Source organism: Thiolapillus sp. (assembly GCF_048562965.1).
GTDB classification, from domain to species: domain Bacteria; phylum Pseudomonadota; class Gammaproteobacteria; order Chromatiales; family Chromatiaceae; genus Thiolapillus; species Thiolapillus brandeum_A.
Genome location: NZ_JBHNMF010000242.1, coordinates 1 through 4936 on the forward strand (window position 1 = coordinate 1; position 4936 = coordinate 4936).

Annotated in this window: 5 protein-coding genes; 4 read left to right on the plus strand and 1 reads right to left on the minus strand. The window is 55.1% G+C overall.

What is annotated here, in order from left to right; genetic code table 11:
- Positions 1-211: 211 nt before the first annotated feature.
- The 4 genes from ACOCD2_RS12255 to recQ are packed head-to-tail and all read left to right on the plus strand — an operon-like array spanning position 212 to position 4689.
- On the plus strand, positions 212-1345 hold the full coding sequence (locus ACOCD2_RS12255; RefSeq protein WP_293647993.1) for an NAD(P)/FAD-dependent oxidoreductase: 1134 nt from the start codon (positions 212-214) through the stop codon (positions 1343-1345).
- A 1-nt stretch (position 1346) separates the two neighbouring features.
- Positions 1347-1862, plus strand: coding sequence for a hypothetical protein (locus ACOCD2_RS12260; RefSeq protein ID WP_293647991.1), 516 nt, complete (start codon positions 1347-1349; stop codon positions 1860-1862).
- Positions 1855-2538: a hypothetical protein gene (locus ACOCD2_RS12265; RefSeq protein ID WP_293647989.1), complete on the plus strand. Its 684-nt coding sequence runs from the start codon at positions 1855-1857 to the stop codon at positions 2536-2538. Before ACOCD2_RS12260 ends, ACOCD2_RS12265 begins: the two co-directional genes overlap by 8 nt.
- Positions 2539-2580: 42 nt before the next feature.
- The gene (gene recQ, locus ACOCD2_RS12270) at positions 2581-4689 is read left to right on the plus strand and encodes a DNA helicase RecQ (protein WP_293647987.1); all 2109 of its coding nucleotides are present in this window, start codon (positions 2581-2583) and stop codon (positions 4687-4689) included.
- 14 nt (positions 4690-4703) lie between these two features.
- Here the strand turns inward: recQ and ACOCD2_RS12275 are convergent.
- A partial coding sequence (locus tag ACOCD2_RS12275) for a hypothetical protein (protein ID WP_419581755.1) occupies positions 4704-4936 on the minus strand: 233 nt, incomplete at its 5' end.

Consider the following 4936-nt stretch of genomic DNA (forward strand, 5'->3'; position numbering starts at 1 on the left):
AGCAGGATGCAGCAATCAGCGTATAGAACAAGCTCTAACGGGCAGTATGAACAAAATAGCAACTTTATTTCACCCGAAAATATACGGTGGAACAATGTTGCTTACTCTAAACTCTAGTAACGGATAGATTCGAAGAATACCCGTTTTCGCACGGGTTCTGTGAATGAACGCATGAATTGTTCGAGGTGCTTTTAATGCTGGAAATATTGCCATGTCACGAATAACAGTCATAGGTGCGGGTTTTGGTGCACTTACTGCAGTGCAGAAGCTGCGCAAGCTCGACGCCGGCCTGCAAATCGATGTCGTAGCACCCAGGCCGGAGTTCGTCTATCTGCCTGGGATGATCTGGATACCCACGGGATTGCGCAGTGGCGCCGATCTGACCCTGTCCCTGAACAGTTTCTTCGCGCGGCAGCGGGTAAATTTCCATGCCGGTCGTGTTACAGGTGTCGAAAATGGTGGCAGGACTGTGGTGACGGACAAGGGAAAAATCGAGAACGACGGACTGATTATCTCCAGTGGCGGTCGCTTCATCAAGAAACTGCCTGGCATTGAACATGCCATCACACCCTGTGAAGGCATACCTGCCGCAGAGAAAATACGTGACCGTCTGGCGTCCATGGAAGATGGCGGCACCATTGCTTTCGGTTTCAGCAGCAATCCCAAGGAGCCATCTGCCATGCGCGGCGGACCCATGTTCGAGTTCCTGTTCGGAATCGACCGCTGGTTGCGCAAGCAGGGCCGGCGTGACAGATTCGAGCTGGTATTCTTCACGCCCGCGGAAAAACCGGGGCAGCGCCTTGGGGAGAAAGCGGTGAAGGGTATTCTTTCCACCATGGCAAAGCGTGATGTCAAAACCTACCTCGGGCACAAGATCAAGGGCTTCGAGGCGGACAGGGTGATTACTGAAGGTGCGGAGTTCCGCGCCGATCTGATCATTTTCATGCCGGGCATGACCGGCAACAAATGGTTTGCTGAGAGTGGTTTGCCCCTGTCGGAAGGCGGCATGCTCAAAGCGAACCGCTACTGCCAGGTGGAAGAACAGGAGAAGGTCTATGTGGCTGGCGATTCGGGTAGTTACCCGGGACCGGGCTGGATGCCCAAACAGGCGCATATGGCGGACCTGCAGGCGGAAGCGGCGGCGGCCAATCTGGTTGGGGAGCTGAATGGCGATCAGCCTTCCGCGACCTTCAAAGCCGAGTTGGTCTGCATCATCGACAGTTACGACACCGGCATGATGGTGTACCGTACTGACAAACGAAACCTGGTCACACCCGCATTCTCCGGTTTTCACTGGGCCAAGCGGCTGTTCGAATGGCACTACCTGCGGGAATACAGAAAGTAGCATGATTTTTGAAAACATATCCGAGGATGCGCGCAAGAAAGCGCGTCATCCCCATGAGTTTCTGCTCATCAATCTGATTACCAATCACATCCTGCTGTTTGTGGGTTTGCTGGGTATGGCCAAACAGGAGCCCTGGCTCCTCCTTATCGTGCCGATCATTTCCATTCTTATACTTACCTACCTGGTGTGGCGTGCAGCGCTGTCACGCAAGCGCGATGCATGGTTTGTGTTCTGTCACTGGCAGCTATGCGCCAGACGCAGCCGGTTTTTCATCGGTATGATCGTGCTCATGGCGCTTGGCATTGTCGCGATCCTGGCTTCTGTGGGTGGCGATGTGGCAGACCTGCGGCCGGGCCACTATGCCATCGGCGGCATGGTAATGCTGCCAACGCTGTTTTCCGTACTGGTACTCATCATCATGGAGTCCGATGCCGTTCACAAGGCCAATATCGCTGATGTGCCAGAATGGCTGGTCAAAAAGTTTCCACCTCCGGAGGATGTGAAGGCTCGTGGGTGATCACATTTTTCTGAAGGTCCTGGGTGTTACCATCATCGCGCTGGCGGCTGCCTTGTGGCTGCCTGGCGGTCAGCCACCCGAGGAGTACAAGAACCTGCCCTGGCAGATCGAAGTTACGCCTGACGGCCTCAGTCAGGTGTTTGGTGTTACTCTGGGCAAGAGCACCCTTAGCGACGTGGAAAATCAGTTTCAGGAGCCAGCCGAAATCAGCCTGTTTGCCACCGATGCGGGGGAGCGAGTGGTTGAGGCGTATTTCAATACGGTGACCCTGAACGGTTTCAAGGCAAAAATTGTGGTGACTCTGGGTTTCAGCGGAGAAGAATTGCAGGGCATGTATGACCGGGGAGAGCGTATTTCCAGTCTCGCTCAGGGCAAGCGCAAGGTGACGCTTTCGGGGAACGACCTGGCGCAGGCGAAGCAAACGCCGGTGGTGGCACTGACCTATCTGCCACGCATCGATCTGGCAGAATCCACGGTGATCAAGCGCTTTGGAGAGCCGGCCGAAAAGCGGATGGAAGCTGACGGAAAAGTCGAGCACTGGCTGTATCCCGACAAGGGGCTGGATGTGGTGATGTATGCCGAAGCCAGGGAGGTGCTGCAGTATGTTGCACCCAGGGACTTCGACCGTTTGCGCAAGCCTTTGCAGGACGGTGGCAACTCTACTCCGAAATTGTGACCGTAGGCAGGAGCCGATTCTCATTTCACTGAAGAAAGAAATATGTCCGGCCTGAATGAGGCACAGGGAATTCTCGAGAAAGTCTTTGGCTATGCCAGCTTTCGTCTTTCTCAGCAGGAAATCGTCGACTCGCTGATCGCCGGCAAGGATGCGCTCGTCCTGATGCCTACCGGTGGAGGCAAATCCCTCTGTTACCAGATCCCCTCTCTGATACGCCCCGGTGTGGGCATCGTGGTTTCACCCCTGATTGCTCTGATGCAGGACCAGGTGATTGCCCTGCGGCAGCAGGGGATTGCCGCCGCTGCATTGAATTCATCACTGGCCCCGGAAGAAGCGCAACAGGTAAAGCAGCAGTTGCTCGACGGCGAATTGCAGTTGCTGTATGTAGCGCCGGAACGGTTGATGACAGAAGGTTTCCAGGCCTTGTTGCAGCGAATAGAGATCGCCCTGTTCGCCATCGATGAGGCACACTGTGTTTCCCAGTGGGGGCATGATTTCCGGCCCGAATACATCCAGCTGTCTGCGCTGCATGAAAACTTCCCCCGGATACCGCGGATTGCGCTTACGGCTACCGCGGACGAGCCCACCTGCCGGGAAATCATTCAGCGCCTGAATCTTTCCCATGCACAGCATTTCATCAGTGGCTTTGACCGGCCGAATATCCGCTACCGGATTGCCTCCGACAACAGCAACACCCGCCAACAGCTGCTGCGCTTCATCCAGCTGGATTATCCGGGGCAGGCAGGCATCGTGTATTGCCTTTCGCGCCGCCGTGTAGAGGAAACGGCAGCCTGGCTGCAGCAGCAGGGCATTTCTGCGCTGCCGTATCATGCGGGTTTTTCCCAGCAGCAGCGGGCGGAAAATCAGAGCCGTTTCCTGCGAGAGGATGGTGTTGTCATCGTGGCTACCATTGCTTTTGGCATGGGTATCGACAAGCCGGATGTACGCTTTGTTGTTCATATGAATCTGCCGAAGAGTCTCGAGGCCTACTATCAGGAAACCGGCAGGGCCGGACGGGACGGTGAGCCTGCAGAAGCGCTGCTGTTCTACAATCTGCAGGATGTGATCACCCTGCGCCAGTTTGTGGAACAGTCGGATGCTGATGAGGCGCACAAGCGTATCGAAAGCCAGAAGCTGGAGCACATGCTGGGCTACTGTGAACTGACAAGCTGCCGACGGCAGGCACTGCTGGCGTATTTCGGTGATGAACTGCAGGAGCCATGCGGTAACTGCGATATCTGTCTTGACCCGCCAAAGACCTGGGACGGTACTGTCGCCGCGCAGAAAGCATTGTCCTGCGTGCATCATACGGGGCAGCGCTTCGGCGTCAGCTATCTGGTGGACGTGCTGTTGGGCAAGGACAATGAGCGTATCCGAAAGTTCGGGCATCAGGCTATCAGTACCTGGGGAATCGGAAAGGAACTGTCACAGAAACAGTGGCGTGGCCTTTTCAGACAGCTGATCGCCCAGGGATACCTTGCGGTGGATCAGGAAGGCCATGGCGGATTGCGTCTTGCCGAATCCTGTCGCCCGCTGTTGCGGGGAGAGCAGGTTCTTCTGCTGAGGGAAGAAAGCAAAACGGCGAAGAGGGCGCCCCGAAAAAGCAAGGGCGGTTATACTGGAGCTAATCCGCAACTGTGGGAAGCCCTGCGCAAGAAGCGCATGGAACTGGCGCAGGCGCAGGGAGTGCCGCCCTATGTTATTTTTCATGATGCAACGCTGATGGCGATGATGGAGTATCTTCCGCAGGACATGAATCAGATGAGCAGGATATCAGGTGTTGGCGCCAGCAAGCTCGAAGCCTACGGTGAAGCTTTTCTGACGGTGCTGGCCGAATACGATCAGGCGCCGGCAACGGATTCGGCTTCAGAAAGCATTGCCCTGTTTCGCTGTGGTTTTGGTGTGGAGGAGATTGCCCTGCGTCGTGAACTCAAGCCTTCCACTATCTACAGTCACCTGGCAACAGGCATCGAACAGGGACAGGTGGCACTGCAGGAGGTAGTGGATCTGTCGCCGGACCGGATTCAGCTTATCCAGGACATGATGCTGGAACAAAAGGACGTTATTCGTCTCGGACCTGTGTTCGAGGCGCTGGATGAAACGGTGAGTTATGGCGAGCTGACCTGTATCCGTGCGTCACTGAATCAGTGAACCAAGTGTTGGTATTAACTGTCATGGCGCATGACGATGCTACCCCGGATCATGGAAAAACCGCTGTCCGTAGGTCGGACTTCAGTCCGACACAAGGCGGCTGGTTGTCGGGCTGAAGCCCGACCTACAGAAAACCAAGAGCTTAGATGTTTTTCCACATTAACAAGTAAATACAGAGTGTCAAGTCCCGATAGATCATAGATTTTCTTTTTGAATAATTCCGGTTGTTTTTTGTGCCAATCCTTAA